A 14,614-nucleotide genomic window follows, 5' to 3' on the forward strand; every position below is an offset into this window, starting at 1 on the left:
TCGCAATCGGTTAACGGCGATTTCCAGGCCCCGTCCATGGGACTGGCGCCCATGCTCCTGGAAGCCCTGGCTTTATGCGGCTATGGCTTGTGGGTACTGCTTGGCCTGGCGCTGGCCCTGGGCATCTACAGCAGCGGCCGCGGCGACGCCCTGGTGCCGCTGGCGCTGGGCTGCATCTTTGTCAGCGCCGGCCTGCTGGCCGCCTGCCTGCGGCTGCATGGCACGCCGGAATGGCACGGCTGGCGCATCGGCACCCCGCAGCGCCCGACCCGCGAAGCCATGCTGGCCCTGATCACCTATCTGCCGATGCTGGGCCTAGCCGGCCTGGCCCGCGGCAACGACGCCTTCTGGGCCACCCGGCTGGTCAGCGTGGCGCTGGTGATATCCAGCCTGTCCTGCCTGCTGACCGGCGCCTATGGCTACCGCACCCGACGCCTGGCCAGCCAGGCCGGGATCGCCATGCAACTGCCGGTCAGCCGGATGCTGGCCGCCTGGTACGGCGGGGGCCTGTGGCTGTGGGTATGCGTGATCTTCCAGGCCAACCTCAGCGGTGGCGCGGTGGCGCCGCTGCCGTGGGCGATCGGGCTGCTGCTGATGGCGATGCTGCTGGGTCTGGTGGACGGCCTGGGCTGGCAGTCGCTGCGGGCCCCCGGCGATGGCGCCCAGCCGCCGATCCACGGCCTGCAGGCGCGGCGGTTCCTGGCGGCGCTGTTCATCTGGGCCATCCCCTGCCTGAGCCTGCTGCTGGTGCCGGTAGTGCCCGGCGGGCGCTGGCTGGCGTTCTTCGCGGCCACCGCCTGCGTGGTCGGCAAGAGCCTGGAACTATGGCTCTACGATTTCGCTCTCACTCGCTACGCTCAGTCCAGAACGACGGATCACGAGCCAATTTGGCGTCAGGATCGGCTCTAAAACCGATCTAAATTCACTAAGGATTCAAGCCGCGCCGTTAAAGTGGCGCGTTCAACAGCTTTTTAACACTAGGACGACAGCGATGAAAAACCTTCTGATGACCGGTCTGGCGCTTGCCACCCTGGCCACGTTCGCTGCCCAGGCACAAGACACCAATTCGGGTACGCAAACTCCCTCGGGCGAGTGGACGGGTTCAGGCGAACTGGGCTACGCCTCGACCACCGGCAACTCGCGTTCGCAGAACATCAACGCCAAGCTCACCCTGAACCAGGAAACCGACCAGTGGAAGAACAGCTTCTTCCTCGACGCCCTGCGTTCCAAGGGCCAGGTGACCGTGACCGAAGACAATGGCTCCACCTACAAGCAGTTCGACACCACCGCCAACCGTTATGACGTGGGTGCCTCGGCCGGCTACAAGCTCGATCCGCGCAGCTACGTGGTGACCGCGATCCGCTACGACCACGACGATTTCGCCGCCAACCGCTGGCAGGGCACCGTGTCGATCGGCTATGGCTACATGGCGCTGAAAACCGACCGCACCCAGCTTTCCTTCGAAATCGGTCCGGGTTACACCGAATACCAGCCGGCCACCGGCACCGAGGTGATCAATGGCGAGACGGTGCCGCTGACGCAGCCGCGCCAGAGCGAAGTGGTGGCGCGCGGACTGGTGAACTACAAGTACCGCATCACCGACAACACCTCCTTCGACGACACCTACCTGACCGAAGCGGGCAGCAAGAACACCTACATGCAGAACGATGCCGGCCTGGCCGTGAGCATGACCAAGAAGCTCTCGATCAAGGTGGGTTTCCAGGTGCGTCACAACAGCCAGGTGCTGCCGGGCATTCGTCGCACCGACACGCTTACGACGACCAATCTGGTTTACAACCTCTGATAACAGGTTGCGAAGAACCTCCTCGTGCGCGAGCGCGAGGAGGTTTTTTTATGCCCGTGTGGAGGTGCGGCTTTCAGGCGACGGAAGGGCTAGCCAGGCCGTCGTTGCCGCGAAAGCGGGAATGCGGTTCAAGCGTTGAGAAGGGCCGCAGCCCCTTGCGCAAACAAGGCGTCCGCCACTTTGTCGCCCAGGCTGACGGCATCGTTGTCGCCGGCGACAGCTTCGGCAACCAGCAGGCGTCCGCTGGATACGTCGCCCACCATGCCGCGCAAATGCAAGCCATGCTCGGTAACGGTGCACCACGCACCCACCGGCACTGTGCAGCTGCCGCCGAGCGCCCGGTTCATCGAGCGCTCCGCACTGACCGCCAGGCGTGTTTCGGCATCGTCCAGCACGGCCAGTGCTTCGAGCACCGCTGGCTGATCGCTGCGCGCTTCGACGGCAATCGCCGCCTGGCCTGGCGCCGGCAGCCATTCGGGCGCCGCGAGGCGATGGCGGATGCGTTCGTGCAGGCCCAGGCGTTCCAGGCCGGCGCAGGCGAGCACGATGGCCTCGTAATGGCCGGCATCCAGTTTCTGCAGACGCGTGCCGACGTTGCCGCGCAGGTCGAGCAATTCCAGATCGGGCCGTACTGCCCGCAGCTGCGCTTGCCGCCGCAGTGACGAGGTGCCTACGCGCGCGCCCAGCGGCAACGCGGCGAGGTCGGCGTAGTCATTGCTCACAAAGGCATCGGCAGCATCTGCGCGCGGCAGAATGGCCGGCAGCGCAAAGCCCGGTTCCAGTTCCGCGGGCACGTCTTTCAGCGAGTGCACGGCCAGTTCGGCGCGGCCTTCCAGCATCGCCACTTCCAGCTCTTTGAGGAACAGCCCCTTGCCGCCGATGGTGGCCAGCGGCTGGTCGAGGATTTCGTCGCCGCGCGTGGACAGCGGCACCAACTCCACCTGCAGCCCGGGATGCGCAGCCCGCAGCAATGCCGCCACGTGCTCGGCCTGCCATAGCGCAAGCGCGCTTTTACGGGTGGCGATGCGCAGGGTGGCAACGGTCATGGCAGTTCCAGAAACGAAAGTGCTGCCATTGTCGCGCATTCAGGTACGCCTGAAGCAGATTCAGGCATGCCTAACTCATGCGCAGCAGCTTGCGCAGCGCCGGCAAGTTGCGCCGGCTCACTTCCGGGCTGAAATCGGTGCCGGCCAGACGCGCCAGCACGCGGCCATCGGCCAGCGTCTTCAGGCCGATCAGCCGGTGCGCCGGCACCAGGCAATTGCGGTGCAGGCGGATCAGCTGGTCGGGATAGGTTTCCTCCAGCTGGCGCAACGATTCGTCCAGCAACAGCTGGTCGCCGCTGCGATGTGCCACCACGTATTTTTCTTCCGCCAGCAGACAGATCACTTCTTCCAGTGCCATGCGCACCGGCTCGCCGCGCACCCGCGCATGCAACCAGGCGGCCGGTTCGCGCGGATGGGCATCCAGGCGCTGGCGTACCCGCTTGAGCGCATCGCGCAGCCGCTCCACCCGCACCGGCTTCAGCAGGTAATCGGCAGCGCCCAGTTCGAACGCATGCACGGCATGTGCTTCGTAAGCAGTGCAGAACACGATCTGCGGCCGTGCGCGGCTGGCCAGTCTTGCCGCCAGCGCCTTGCCGTCGAGCCCGGGCATATTGATGTCCAGCAGCAACACATCCGGCTGCACTTCGGCAAGCAGCCCCAGCGCCGCTTCGCCGTCGCCGACACTGCCGACCACTTCCACGTCCTCGCATTCCTGCAGCAAGGCGGCCATGCGCGCGCGCGCCAGCGGTTCGTCATCGACGATCAGCACGCGCATCGCGCACCTCCACCGGCAGATGCAGCGTCACCACGAAGCGGTCCTGCTGCGGACCGGCCTGCATGCGCGCACGTGGCCCGAAGTGATAAGCCACGCGCTGGCGCACATTGTTCAAGCCATGCCCGCTGCCGCCGGGAGCGGGATGTTCGGCGAGCGGATTATCGATCTCGATGCGCAGCATATGGTCCGCGCAGCTGCCGCGCAGGATCACCTCGCCGCCTTCGCGCAGCGGCTGGATACCGTGGCGCACTGCGTTTTCCACCAAGGGTTGCAACAACAGCAACGGCATCGAGGCATCCAGCGGCAGTTCGCCGAGCTCGCGCCGCACACGCAGGCGTTCGCCCAGGCGCAGTTCTTCGATGGCCAGGTAGCGGTCGACCAGCTGCAGTTCTTCGCCCAGGGTGCTGGCATGCCGGTCGTGCTGGCCCAGCGCCGCGCGGAATAATTCGGAAAGGTTTTCCACCGTGCGTTCGGCCGCCACCGGATCGACCCGCACCAGTGCCGCCACCGTGTTCATGCTGTTGAACAGGAAGTGCGGGCGGATACGTGCCTGCAAGGCTTCGACCTTGGCGTGTGCCACCGCGGCCAGGCGCGCCTGCCATTCGGCCAGCACGTAGAAATAGCGCAGCATGGCTGCGCCGAGCAGGGCGGCGATCAGCGCGTTGTCGCGTACAAAGGCATTGCCGGCGGGCTGGATCATCTGCACGCCCAGCATCAGGTCGAGCTTTTGTGCCAGCCAGCTGGCCAGGGTCACGATCGACAACATCACCAGCCACACGCCCGCATACGGCAGCAGGCCGGGCAGGCGCAGCAGCCACGGGCGCAGCGCGCACAGCGCCACGCCGATCACAATCGCCAGCCACTCCACGAACAACATGCCCACGCTGTAGCCGCGCCAGCCACGCGTGCTTTCAGGCGCCAGCCACGCCAGCGTCACGCATAGCGCGCCCACCACCAACAAGGCGGAGATCACCGGCAGGCTGCAGAAATCCGGCAGCGGGCTGTGCGATGAGGCGGGTGTTTTATCGGTCGGTGCCGGCATGCGGGCAAGTATGCCCGCACCGCCTGGTGCTTTCAGCGCAGGCGTTCGCCGATCCACTGGCGCAGGTCCGCAATTTCCTCCGCACAGAGCGAGTGCGGCATCGGATAGGTATGCCAATCCAGCGTATAGCCCAGTGCTTCCAGCGCCGCACGCGATTCCATCCCACGCTGCAGCACCACCACCGGATCGAACGTGCCATGGCCCCAGAAGATCGGCACCGCGGCATTGGCCGCGCTGCGTTCGGCGGCCAGCGACGGGGCTGCGACCAGGTAGGTGGACAGCGCGATGATGCCGGCCAGCTTGTGCGGATGACGCAGCCCGGCAGCCAGGGCGATCGCGCCGCCCTGCGAAAAGCCGGCGAGCAGGATGCGCTCGCTGGGCACGCCGCGCTCCTGCTCGCGCGCGATCAAGGCTTCCACCGCGGCGATCGATCGGCGCACGCCCGCCTCGTCCTGGCGTGTCAGCTGGTCGAAGCCGTAGATGTCGTACCAGGCACGCATCGCCATGCCGCCGTTCACCGTCACCGGCTGTACCGGCGCATGCGGAAACACGAAGCGCAGCGCCGGTGATTGCGGCGATACCAGCTCCGGCACGATCGACGCGAAATCGTTGCCGTCCGCACCCAGGCCGTGCAGCCAGATCACGCTGTAGACGGGGTTGGCGCCGGTTTCGGTTTCGACGGTGGGAAGCAGGGTCATGGGATGGCTGTCGATGGCAAAAGAAGTTGCATCGTAACAGCCGCTCAATGCAGCCATGTCTGCACCGCTTCCTCTCACCCCACCGTCATCCCAGCGAAAGCTGGGATCCAGTGACTTCTTCGGAGCGCAGGCGCTGGATCCCAGCTTTCGCTGGGATGACGGTGAGGTGTCGGGCGAATCAGCGTGTAAGGCTTTATTTCGCGGCCAGGCCCAATTCCTGCGCGAAGAACGTTAGCATGATCGCGGTATTGCCCACGCGCTGGCTAAACGGCGCGCCGATGCCATGCCCGGCATTCATGCGCGTCAGCAGCAGGATCGGCTGCTCCGAGCTGGTCGCATTCTGCAGGGCCGCGGTGAACTTGCGCGATTGCCACGGCGCCACGCGCGGATCGTTGGCGCCGGTGGTCATCAGCACCGCCGGATAAACCGTATGCGGCTGCACGTTCTGCAGCGGCGAATACGCCAGCGTGGCCTTGAACTGCGCTGCATCGCTGACAGTGCCGAACTCGCTGACGTTATAGGCGCCGTTGGCGAAGTCGGTCTCGTGCCGGATCACATCGTAGATGCCCACCATCGACACCACCGCGCGGTAGTCGTCCGGATGCTGCACCAGCGAGGCGCCCATCAGCAGGCCGCCGTTGCTGCCGCCGAGGATGCCCAGGTGTTGGCGATCGGTCCAATGCGTTGCGAACAGCGCCAGCGCCGCGGCATGGAAATCGTCGAACACATTCTGCTTGTGCAGCATCTGGCCCTGCGCATGCCAATCCTGGCCGTACTCGTTGCCGCCGCGGATATTGGCGAAGGCCAGCACGCCGCCGCGTTCCAGCCAGGCCAGCTCGGGGCCGATAAAGTGCGGCGTGATCGGGATGTCGTAACCGCCGTAGCTGTACAGGATGGTCGGACGCTTGCCGTTGGCCGCCACGCCATGCATCGACAGCACGGTCACCGGAATCTTGGTGCCGTCTTTGGAGGTGCCGTCGATGCGCTGTACGTCGACTTTGCCGTAGTCGGCGGCAGCTTTCACTTCAAACACGGTGTGCAGGGTGCCGGTCTTGGCGTCGTAGTTGGCCCAGCGCGAGGGAAGGGTCCAGCCGCCATAGGTGATCAGCGCGCGATCCTGGCCTTGTTCGGCAGCCATGCCTTCCACTGCGATGCCGTGCTGCGGCAAGGGTACGCGGCGCACCTGCTTGCCTTGGGCGTCGTATTGCTCCACCCACCAGTCCGGACCCCAGCTGCGCGTGATCAGGAAACCGTCGGCAATCGGCTGCACTTCCTGCAGCGCGCCGTCCTGTTGCGGCAGCACGGTGCTGAGCTTGCCCTGGGTATCCACCGCCAGCAGCTTGCCGCGCGGCGCATGGGCGAAGCTGGTGACGAACAGGCGCTGACCCACCCAAGCCGCCACGCGCACGTTCGCGTCATCGCCCAGCACCTTGTGCCAGCGTGTGCCGTCGCGCAGATAGACCTCGGCCGGGCCGCCGTCGCCGATATTGGCCAGCACCGCCAGCTGCTTCGCACCGGGCGAAGACAGCAAACGGTATTCGGCGACTTTTGAATAATCCTTGCCGAACACCACCTCATCGGCGGTCGCGGCCTGGCCGATGGCGTGATGCACCAGCGTCGCGTCGAATTGCCTTACCTCGCTGCCGGCGGGCGGCAGCGGAAAGCGCACATAGGTGAAACCGTGTTCGTCCGCATCCCAGGCGACGCCTTGCGGGGTGGTGCCGCCACCGGCATAGGGCAGCGCATCGCTGAGGGTCTTGCCGGTATTTACATCGAGCACGTGCAAGGTGGTCAGTTCGCTGCCGCCCTCGGCGGTGCCGTAGGCGAGGTAGCGTCCACTGGGCGAAGGCCAATAGCCGGTGATGGCGGTATTGCCGTCGCCCGCATTCAAATCCACCAACACGCGCGCCTTGCCGTCCGGCCACGCCTGCGCCATCAGCTGCGGCTGTGGTTGCGGCGGCGTTTCCTGCATGTAGAACAGCGTGCCGCCGGCCAGCAGCGGGGAGGAACGGGTGGTGGAGGTAATCGCCAGCTGCTGCACGCGTTCGGTCATCGCCTTGCCGTCGGGCATCGCGCCGAGCACGGCTTCGGTATGTTCGTTCTGCGCCTTGATCCAGGCCTGCACGGCAGGATTTTGCGGATCCTCCAGCCAGCGGTAGGGGTCGTTCACGGTGACGCCGTGCAAGCTGCTGGAGGCAGGCTGCGTCGGCGAGGCCGGCGGCTGGGAGGCCGTGCCGGCATGGGCGGCGGCCGCGGCGGCAAGGGCGAAAACAGGCAGACAACGCAAACAGGCAGGCATGGGTTTGGCTTCCACAGTTTGATGCCACGCCCCCGCGCGGCCGGTCCGCCAGCCTAGTCCGCATGCCGCGCTGGCGGTATGGGACCCATGGCGCTTGCCAGCCACATCCGCTTGGCTATGCTGATTGGTTTCGACGAGGGGAGCGATCCAATGCGCCGACTGCTGCTTGCCGGCCTGATAGCCTTTGCCGTGCTGCCCGCCGCGGCGGAAACCGCACCGGCGCTCGACCTGGAAACCATCATGGCCAACCCCGACTGGGTCGGCCATGCGGTGGAAAATCCCTATTGGAGCGTCGACGGACGCAGCCTGTACTACAGCCTCAAGCGCGACGGCAGCCAGGTGCACGACCTGTACCGCGTCGATCCTGCCAGCGGTACCGGCAGCAAGCTCGATCCCGCCGCGATGGCGCAGGCCGAAGGTCCGGCGGTGTATGACCGCGCGCACCAGCACGCCGCCTACCTCATGCATGGCGATGTCTTCCTGGTGGACCTGGCCAGCGGCCGCCGCGTGCAGGTCACGCGCAGCGCCCAGCCGGAAGCTTCGCCGCAGTTCTCGGCCGATGGCCGCGCGCTGCAGTTCCGCGACGGCAACAACTGGTATGTCTACGACCTGGCCAGCGGCGTCACCGCGCCAGCCGCGGTGCTGAAGTTCACCGACGACCCGCAGGCCAAGACGCCCGATACGCTGGAACAGCAGCAGCTGGGCCTGTTCAAGGAGCTGCGCGAGAACAAGCACGACAAGGACGCCGAGCACGCCGATCAGCAAGCGCTGGCAGCGGCCGATCCCACGCGCGCGCCGTTGCCGTTCTACCTGGGCGACAAGCAGCAGCTGGTGGATACCGAGCTGTCGCCGAATGGTCGCTGGATGCTGGTGGTAACCGCGCCGGCACACCACGATGACGGCCGTGTACCGCATGTGATCCATTACGTCAGCGAATCGGGCTACACCGAGGACGAAGACGCGCGCACCTACGTCGGCCGCAACGACCCGGCGCCGCAATCGGTGCTGCTGCTGGACCTGTCTACGCACAAGCAATACCCGCTGGCCACCGACAAGCTGCCCGGCATCAAGGACGATCCGCTCAAGGCGATCCGCGACAAGACCATCGCCGCGCTGGAAAAGGCCGGCAAGGACGATGACGCCAAGGCGCTGAAGGCGCCCGACGTACGTTCGGTCACGCTGTACAGCATGGATGCCGGCAGCGCCAGCATTGCCTGGAGCGAAGACGGCCGTAATGTCGCGCTGGAATTCATCGCCGTCGACAGCAAGGACCGCTGGATCGCCAGCGTCGATTTCAGCCAGCACGCACTCGTTTCCCAGCATCGCCTGCACAACGATGCCTGGATCAACTGGACCTACAACGACTTCGGCTGGCTCAAGGACGGCCGCACGCTGTGGTATCTCAGCGAAGAAAGCGGCTATTCGCAGCTCTACAGCAAACCGCTCGACGGCAGCGCGAAGGCCCTCACGCAGGGCAAGTTCGAAGTAAGCCAGCCACAGCTTTCCAACGACGGCCAGTGGTTCTATCTGCGTACCAACCAGGTGGCGCCCTATAGCTATGACGTGTACCGCGTGCCGGCTGCGGGCGGTGCGCTCAGCCGCGTCACGCAATACGGCGGCATGGACCAGTTTGCGCTGTCGCCGGACGGCAGCCAGCTTGCCGTGCTGCATTCATCGGCCTATGTGTTGTCGCAGCTGGCGGTGCAGAGTGCGCAGGGCGGCACGCCGCGCGAACTGACCAACACCATGAAGCCGGGCTTCACCGCGCATGCATGGATCCAGCCGAAGATCGTGCAAGTGCCGTCTTCGCACGGCGCGGGCGTGATCTACGCCAAGTATTACGGTCCGGCCAACGAGACCGATGCGCTGTCCTCGCGGCCGGCGGTGCTGTTCGTGCACGGCGCCGGTTATCTGCAGGATGTGAGCGAATCGGCCACCTACTACCAGCACGAGCAGCTGTTCAACAACTTGCTGGTGCAGCAGGGCTATGTGGTGCTGGATCTGGATTACCGTGCTTCGCAAGGCTACGGCAGCGCGTGGCGCACGGCGATCTATCGCCAGATGGGCCATCCGGAACTGGAAGATCTGCTCGACGGCAAGGCCTGGCTGGTGAAGAACCACGGCGTGGATCCCAAGCGCGTGGGCATCTATGGCGGCAGCTACGGCGGTTTCATGACCGAGATTGCGCTGCTGCGCGCACCCGGCGAATTCGCCGCCGGCGCTGCGCAGCGTCCGCCGGCCGACTGGGTCACCTACAACCATGGCTATACCGCCAACATCCTCAACGATCCGCAGCTCGATCCGGAGGCCTACCGGATCAGTTCGCCGATCACTTACGCGGAAAACCTGCGCGATCCGCTGCTGATCAACCACGGCCTGATCGACGACAACGTGCTGGCCAGTGATTCGCTGCGCCTGTACGAACGCTTTGTCGAACTGCACAAGCAGAACTTCTGGCTTTCGCTGTATCCGCTGGAGCGGCATGAGTTCGAACATGCCGATTCCTGGTACGACGAATATCGTCGTATCGATGAGCTGTTCCAAACCTGGGTAAAGCCGAACGCCGCCCACTGATGCAATGGCCTTTCTCCCTCTCCCCTGCGGGGAGAGGGTTGGGATGAGGGGCCACGGCTTGCCTCCAACTTCATAGCGCGTAGGTTGGGTTAGCGCAGCGTAACCCAACGATGTCCGATGGGCTGGAGATGTTGGGTTACGCTGCGCTAACCCAACCTACGGTTTGCGGGTATTGCGTCAATCTTCTTCGTCATCCGTGCCGTCGGCCTGCCAATAGCCGGTGGCCCGGATCCATTCCTTCGGTACGCCGCGTTCTTCGGCCAGATATTTGCGCATCGTGCGTGCACGCCGCGATTCGGCGGCAATCCAGTAAAACGTATCGCCCGGCCATTCCGGCAGTTCGCGCAGGGCCCGTTCCAGCAGGTCGCTGCTGGCGCCATCGACGCCATCGCGCTCCAGCCAATGCACCGAGAACTGCGCCTGCGAACCGAGCGGCTGGCGATCGGCCAGCAGGGGAATCTCCGCCAGCACTTTCACGCGGGCAGTGGCGTGTATGTCATCCAGCCGGCGGCCGATCGCCGGCAACGCGGTTTCATCGCCCACCAGCACGTAGTAATCGAAATCCTCGGCCGTGATGAACGACCCACGCGGACCGCCGATGCCAATGCGCTGGCCCGGCTTTGCCTGCTCGGCCCAGGTCGAAGCGGGACCGTCGCCATGGATCACAAAGTCCACGATCAGCTCGTTACGTTGCGCATCGTAGTCGCGCGGCGTGTAGTCGCGCATCGGTGAGGGCAGCGCACCGGGCGGGTATTCCGGCCCGTTCGGTCCAAGCGCGGGAAACACCAGTTCGCCATGGGCGTTGGGGAAAATCAGCTTTACGTGATCGTCGGGCGCCGCGTTGACAAAGCCGCGCAGCTCGTCGCCGCCGAACACGATGCGCTGCATATGCGGGGTAATGCGCTTGACGCTGAGTACTTCAATGGTGCGGCGGACAATGGTGTGCCGGACCATGCGGTGTTCGTGCCGGGTCATGGGAGTTCCAGTTCGAATAAAGAGGGAATCAGGCCGCGCTCTCGCGCCGCGGCAGCAGGCGGTAGCCCAGCTGGCTGGCCAGCGCATGCAGCACGGCCACGGCGCGTGCGCGATCGGTGGGTTCTTGCTGTTCCAGCGTGCGCAGGGAGTCCTGCACCTGCGTCAGCATCTGGCGAATATCACCGGCTGGATGCGCAGCCGCGGTCAAACTTTCGTCACGCAGCTGCCAACGCATGCGTCCGTGTGCCTGCGCATAGGTGTCGACCAGTCCGCGCTGTTCCAGTTCGCGCAGGAAGCGATACACCGTGCCGATGCTGGTGGCCGCATGATGTATCTGTGCTGCCTGCAGCAACGGCACCGCATCGCGCGCCTGGGTTTGTGCGATCAAGGCGCGCAGGATCGCATTGCGCGCAGCGGTCAACATCAGTCCGTGGGCCTGGCAGCGCTGTTGCCAGCGCCCCAGCAGCCCGTCGCGATCAGGCTTCATCCGTCCGGCCCGTGGCAATCTCGGCGGCAGCGCGCTCGAGAATCGCCGCCACGCGCTGCGCTTCAGCCTTGTTCCAGTCGCCCGCACGCATCAGCACCGCATGCTTGAGCACATGCATGGCCTTGCGCACGGCCATCGGCAGCGACAGCTTCGCGATCAGCCGCGCACCGTGCTTGGTGCGCTCGGTCATCGCTTCCACCGCAGCGCGGTTTTCAGCCAGGAACGCGCGGCCTTCGGTGGTGATCGCATACAGCTTGCGGCCGCCCTGCTCGTTCGCCACTGAGGCGTGGCCGAGTTCTTCCAGCATGGTCAGGGTCGGATACACCGCGCCCGGGCTGGGCGAATACTGGCCATGGAACATCTCCTCGATGGTGCGGATCAGCTCGTAGCCATGGCGCGGCTGCTGTTCGATCAGCGCCAGCAGCAGCAGCTTCAGGTCGCCGTGCCCGAGCAGGCGCCCGCCACCGCGCCGGCCGCCGCCGTGCAGGCCGTTCCAGTCGCCGAACATTTCGCCGTCGTGATGGTGGCCGTGGCGGCCGCGCCGGCCGTGGAAGCCATAGAAATCCGCATAGCCGTCGTGGCCTTCGTCCTCGAACTGGGCCGGCTCGTCCCAGCCCATGCCATGCCAGCGGTGGTGCCGGTGCAGCAGTCGGTGGAACAGGTGGTGCCTGTGCATGATATAACTCCGATATATCGAATTGTGTTTCGAAAACGATATATCGAAACAACTTCGGGGCGCAAGGGCCCGGCGCCCGCGGCAGCCCGGGCGGCAGTCAGTCATGCGTTGGAAATGGCGGCAGACCGGGTCCGCGCCGGGGGAAGCGGCGCCTAGTTCGGGCTGGCGGGGACTGCGCGCCTCACGCGTGGCTGCCGTCCGGGCGATAGCGCTGCATGGCGTCGCCCAGCGCCTCCCTCAGGCCATCGAGATACGGCGCAAACCTGGTCCATTGATCGAGCCCGTCGCGAAAGATCGGCTGGCGCACCTGCTCGGAGCTGGCGGTGCGCACGCTGCGTTCGGTCTTGTGGAAATCCAGGCAGGCCGGCTCGAACGGCAGGCCGCAGAACTTGAGCATGCGCCGCACATTGCCTTCCAGATCGTCGACCACGTCTTCGTGATACACGCGCAGCACGCGGCCGGGCAGTACTTCGTCCCAGTGCTGCATCAGGTCCAGATAGGTGCGGTAGTAGCGCGCGATATCCTCGACGCTATAGGTAAATTCCTGTCCGGTGGCAAACAGCTGCTTGAGATTGCTGAAGCAGCAGGCCATCGGCTCGCGCCGAGCGTCGATGAATTTCGCCCTCGGCAACATCAGCTGGATCAGGCCCAGGTGCCGGAAATTATTCGGCATCTTGTCGATAAAGTAAGCCTTGCCGCTGCGATAGATCTGCGTGTCGTGCAGAAACTTTTCGCCCAGCCGGCGGAAATCTTCCGGTGCCAGCTCGGCGAGCGTGCCCGGGTAGCGCGGATGATCCAGGTCCGGATCGCGGCCCTGCAGATCGAGCACAATGCGCGGGATATCGGCCAGTTCCTGCGTGCCTTCCACCTGCGAATGCGAGGCGAGGATCTGCTCCAGCAGGGTGGAGCCGGCGCGCGGCAGGCCGACGATAAAGATCGGATCGGGGCTGGGATCGCCGGCCTGCGCCCGCGCGGCGAGAAACTCGCGCGTGCACACATCGATCTGCAGGCGCGTATTGGTCTCGATGATTTCCGGGCGATAGCGGCTCTCGGAACGCTTCAGCGCATTGCCCTGCTCATAGTGTTGCCACGACTGGGCATAGTCGCCGCGATCTTCGTAGGCTTTGCCCAGCGCAAAACACAGGTGATAGCGATCCACCAGCGGCGTGGCCGGCGCGGCCACTTCGGCGCGCATACGCGCGATCTCGTCCTCGCCGAAGCGATAGGTCTTGAGATTGGCCAGGCTCCAGTACGCATCGCCGAAACTGGGACGCGCCGCAGTGGCCGCGCGATACGCATCGATGGCCTCCGCGCGCCGGCCCTGGGTCTTCAGCGAGTGCGCCAGCGACAGGTGGATATCGGCAGCGCCCGGCGCATCGCGCAGCAAATCGCGGTACAGCGTGATGGCGCGCTCGTGTTCGCCCAGGCCGACGCTGGCGCTGGCGTATAGCGTGCGGTAGTCCAGATGCGCGGGATCGACGGCGAGCAGTTTTTCCACTTCCACGCAGGTCTGCTGGTATTTGTGGCGTTCGAACAGCACGCAAGCGTAGTCGTAGCGTGCCGCGTGATAATCCGGCGCGATGCGCAGCACGGCCTCCAGCAACAACTCGGCGTCGTCCAGCACCTCGCGCGCCAGTCCGATCCTGGCCAGCAGGCGCATTCCTTCCACGTCATTGCCGGCGCGCAGCAGATAGGCGCGGATAACGCTTTCGGCCGGCTCAAGATCGCCGTCGGAGAACAGACTGGTGGCGTTGACCACTTCAGGCGCCAGTCGCTTGAGCGTGGCGACATGTGCGGCAGCGGTAGTCGCATTGGCGTTGTCGCCGACCATGCGATAGAGACCTTCGAGCAGGTTCCAGCTGGAAGGCAGCGCCGGATTGATATTGACCGCGTGCAGAAGCGCATCGATCGCGCGCGGTGCATCGCGCATCACCACATAGCAATGGCCACGCTCTTCATGCAGGCGGCTGAAGCCCGGCTGGGTTTGCTCCAGTTGCGCCAGCGTCTGCAGCGCGGCGTCGATCTGGCCCAGATAACGCTGGCTGCGTGCGATCAGGTAACGCGGATCGCGATGCTCCGGCACGTCCCTGGCCAGCACCTGGGCGGCCTGCAGCGCCGCGGCATGCTGGCCCTCTCGCTGCAGTTGGCGGATGCGCTGAAGCTCCTGTTCCACCTGTTCCGGTGCCGCTGCCGTGGCGTTCATGCGTGATCGACCTTAAAAAAAGAGGGTGGGCTTGC

Annotated in this window: 12 protein-coding genes; 3 read left to right on the forward strand and 9 right to left on the reverse strand. The window is 65.3% G+C overall.

Going from position 1 to position 14,614, the window contains the following annotated elements; genetic code table 11:
* Positions 1 to 51: 51 nt before the first annotated feature.
* Both IGX34_RS17305 and IGX34_RS17310 read left to right on the forward strand, forming a co-directional pair.
* Entirely contained in the window at positions 52 to 909 is an 858-nt protein-coding gene (locus IGX34_RS17305; RefSeq protein ID WP_192556988.1) for a hypothetical protein, read from the forward strand.
* Positions 910 to 991: 82 nt separating this feature from the next.
* Positions 992 to 1,804: a DUF481 domain-containing protein gene (locus IGX34_RS17310; protein ID WP_192556989.1), complete on the forward strand. Its 813-nt coding sequence runs from the start codon at positions 992 to 994 to the stop codon at positions 1,802 to 1,804.
* A 128-nt stretch (positions 1,805 to 1,932) separates the two neighbouring features.
* Here the strand turns inward: IGX34_RS17310 and hemC are convergent, their stop codons facing one another.
* From hemC to IGX34_RS17335, 5 genes are all read right to left on the reverse strand, one after another.
* The gene (gene hemC / locus IGX34_RS17315) at positions 1,933 to 2,850 is read right to left on the reverse strand and encodes a hydroxymethylbilane synthase (RefSeq protein WP_192556990.1); all 918 of its coding nucleotides are present in this window, start codon (positions 2,848 to 2,850) and stop codon (positions 1,933 to 1,935) included.
* Between the two features lie 70 nt (positions 2,851 to 2,920).
* On the reverse strand, positions 2,921 to 3,625 hold the full coding sequence (locus tag IGX34_RS17320) for a LytR/AlgR family response regulator transcription factor (protein WP_192556991.1): 705 nt from the start codon (positions 3,623 to 3,625) through the stop codon (positions 2,921 to 2,923).
* Entirely contained in the window at positions 3,603 to 4,667 is a 1,065-nt protein-coding gene (locus IGX34_RS17325; RefSeq protein ID WP_192556992.1) for a sensor histidine kinase, read from the reverse strand. The genes IGX34_RS17320 and IGX34_RS17325 overlap by 23 nt, the downstream gene beginning before the upstream one ends.
* Before the next feature lie 32 nt (positions 4,668 to 4,699).
* A complete protein-coding gene (locus IGX34_RS17330; protein WP_192556993.1) occupies positions 4,700 to 5,365 on the reverse strand; it encodes an alpha/beta hydrolase in 666 nt (221 codons plus the stop codon).
* A 193-nt stretch (positions 5,366 to 5,558) separates the two neighbouring features.
* Complete coding sequence (locus tag IGX34_RS17335; protein WP_192556994.1) at positions 5,559 to 7,664, reverse strand: prolyl oligopeptidase family serine peptidase; 2,106 nt, start codon at positions 7,662 to 7,664, stop codon at positions 5,559 to 5,561.
* A gap of 150 nt (positions 7,665 to 7,814) precedes the next feature.
* On the opposite strand from IGX34_RS17335, the gene IGX34_RS17340 reads away from it, so the two are divergent.
* Positions 7,815 to 10,238 (forward strand): S9 family peptidase, encoded by a 2,424-nt coding sequence (locus IGX34_RS17340; RefSeq protein WP_192556995.1) that lies wholly within the window; start codon positions 7,815 to 7,817, stop codon positions 10,236 to 10,238.
* A gap of 177 nt (positions 10,239 to 10,415) precedes the next feature.
* Here the strand turns inward: IGX34_RS17340 and IGX34_RS17345 are convergent, their stop codons facing one another.
* The 4 genes from IGX34_RS17345 to IGX34_RS17360 all read right to left on the reverse strand — a co-directional run bounded on the left by IGX34_RS17345 (position 10,416) and on the right by IGX34_RS17360 (position 14,579).
* Entirely contained in the window at positions 10,416 to 11,213 is a 798-nt protein-coding gene (locus IGX34_RS17345; RefSeq protein WP_192556996.1) for a siderophore-interacting protein, read from the reverse strand.
* 28 nt (positions 11,214 to 11,241) lie between these two features.
* Positions 11,242 to 11,700 (reverse strand): transcriptional repressor, encoded by a 459-nt coding sequence (locus IGX34_RS17350; protein WP_192556997.1) that lies wholly within the window; start codon positions 11,698 to 11,700, stop codon positions 11,242 to 11,244.
* On the reverse strand, positions 11,690 to 12,376 hold the full coding sequence (locus IGX34_RS17355; protein ID WP_225737560.1) for a PadR family transcriptional regulator: 687 nt from the start codon (positions 12,374 to 12,376) through the stop codon (positions 11,690 to 11,692). Before IGX34_RS17355 ends, IGX34_RS17350 begins: the two co-directional genes overlap by 11 nt.
* A gap of 181 nt (positions 12,377 to 12,557) precedes the next feature.
* Positions 12,558 to 14,579 (reverse strand): tetratricopeptide repeat-containing sulfotransferase family protein, encoded by a 2,022-nt coding sequence (locus IGX34_RS17360; RefSeq protein ID WP_192556998.1) that lies wholly within the window; start codon positions 14,577 to 14,579, stop codon positions 12,558 to 12,560.
* Between the last annotated feature and the right edge of the window lie 35 nt (positions 14,580 to 14,614).

The organism is Dyella acidiphila, from assembly GCF_014863405.1.
Taxonomy (GTDB): Bacteria; Pseudomonadota; Gammaproteobacteria; order Xanthomonadales; family Rhodanobacteraceae; genus Dyella_B; species Dyella_B acidiphila.